This window comes from Streptomyces sp. NRRL B-24572, assembly GCF_002156145.1.
Taxonomy (GTDB): Bacteria; Actinomycetota; Actinomycetes; order Streptomycetales; family Streptomycetaceae; genus Streptomyces; species Streptomyces vietnamensis.
The window spans coordinates 1-1,985 of sequence record NZ_MWIG01000612.1 but is presented as its reverse complement, the minus strand read 5'-3'; the positions used below and the strand labels follow the sequence as shown (position 1 = coordinate 1,985).

Annotated in this window: 2 protein-coding genes; both read left to right on the top strand. The window is 73.5% G+C overall.

Annotation, left to right across the window (positions count from 1 at the left end; all coding sequences use genetic code 11):
* Positions 1–390, top strand: a 390-nt coding sequence (locus CCN56_RS31595) for a phosphopantetheine-binding protein (protein ID WP_143664680.1), incomplete at its 5' end; no start/stop codon positions are given.
* The coding region (locus tag CCN56_RS31590; RefSeq protein ID WP_143664679.1) for a condensation domain-containing protein at positions 387–1,985 on the top strand (1,599 nt) is incomplete at its 3' end. The genes CCN56_RS31595 and CCN56_RS31590, both read left to right, overlap by 4 nt.

The following is a 1,985-nucleotide window of genomic DNA, read 5'->3' as shown; positions in this document are numbered from 1 at the left end:
CCGTCGGCGTTCGTCACCCTCGACGCGCTGCCGCTCACCCCCAACGGCAAGCTGGACCGGGCCGCCCTGCCCGCCCCCGAGTACGGCACGGGGAGCGCGGGCCGTGATCCCCGTACTCCGCAGGAAGAGGTCCTCTGCGGCCTCTTCGCCGAGGTCCTCGGCGTCGAACGCGTCACCGTCGACGACGACTTCTTCGGCCTCGGCGGCCACTCCCTCCTCGCCACCCGCCTCGCCGGACGCGTCCGCGCGGCCCTCGGCAAGGAAATGAGCATCCGCGCCTTCTTCGAGCGGCCCACGGTGGCCGCCCTCGCCGAGAGCCTCGAAGAGAAGAAGGCCGCCAAGACCCGCCCGGCGCTGCGCCGCCAGCCCAGGAACAAGGAGAACTCGTGACCACGCTGTCCTTCGCGCAGCGCCGCCTCTGGTTCCTCAACCAGCTGGAGGGCCCCAGCGCCATCTACAACATCCCCACCGCCCTGCGGCTGACCGGCACCCTGGACCGGGACGCGCTGCGGGCTGCCCTCGCCGACGTCGTCGAACGCCACGAGACGCTCCGCACCGTCCTCGGCGAGGGAGCGGACGGGCCGCGCCAGGTCGTCCTCGCGCCCGAGGACGCCCGGCCCGCCCTCCTCGTCGCCCGCACCGACGAGGCCGGTCTCGACGGGGCCCTGGAGGAGGCGGCCCGCCACGAGTTCGACCTGCTCGCCGAGACCCCGCTGCGCTGCACCCTCTTCGAGACCGGCCCCGACGAGCACGTCCTCCTGCTGCTCGCCCACCACGTCGCCAGTGACGGCTGGTCGACCCCGGTGCTCGTCCGCGACCTGCTCTCCGCCTACTCCGCCCGCCAGGCGGGCAGCGCCCCGGAGTGGGAGGAACTGCCGGTCCAGTACTCGGACTTCACCGTCTGGCAGCAGGACGTCCTCGGTGACGAGGACGACCCGGAGAGTCTGATCTCCCAGCAGTTGGCGCACTGGCGGGAGAGCCTCGCCGGCCTGCCCGAGGAGCTGGGGCTCCCGACCGACCGGCCCCGCCCGGCCGCCGCCACCTACCGGGGCGACACCCTGCCCTTCGAGGTGCCCGCCGCCGTCCACGCAGGGCTCGCGTCGCTCGCGGAGGAGGGCCGCGCCAGCCTCTTCATGGTGGTGCAGGCCGCCCTCGCCACCCTCCTGTCCAAGCTCAGCGGCGCCACCGACGTGCCCCTGGGCACGCCGATCGCGGGCCGCACGGACGAGGCGCTCGAAGACCTGGTCGGGTTCTTCGTGAACACCCTCGTGCTGCGCACCGACCTGTCCGGGGACCCCACCTTCCGCGAGCTGGTCGCCCGCGTCCGCGACACCGACCTGGCGGCCTACGAGCACCAGGACGTGCCGTTCGAGCGGCTGGTCGAGGTGCTCAACCCGCCCCGCGTGATGGCCCGGCACCCCCTGTTCCAGACCCTGCTGACCTGGAACAACAACGACCAGCGGCAGGCCCGTGCGGCCGCCGCCCGGATCCCGGGCCTCACCGTCACGGCCCTCGCCGCCGAGACCCGTACGGCCCGGTTCGACCTCTCCTTCACCGTCGAGGAGCGGTACGGCCCGGCCGGCGCCCCGGAGGGCCTGGCCGGTGCGCTGAACTACAGCACCGACCTCTTCGACCGGGACACGGCAGAGGCCCTCGCCGAGCGCTTCGTCCTGCTGCTGGACGTCCTCGCCCGTACTCCCGACCGGCCCCTGCACCGCGTCGACGTGCTTGCCGCCGAGGAGCGGGACCGGATCCTGGGCGACTGGAACGACACCGCCCGCGAGCTGCCCGGCGCGACGCTCCCCGAGCTGTTCGAGGCGCAGGTGGTGCGGACGCCGGAGGCGACCGCTCTGGTCTTCGGTGAGGAGGCGGTGTCCTATCGGGAGTTGAACGGTCGGGCGAACCGTCTGGCGCGGTGGCTGGTGGAGCGGGGTGCGGGTCCCGAGCGTCTGGTGGCGGTGGTGTTGCCGCGTTCGGTGGATCTG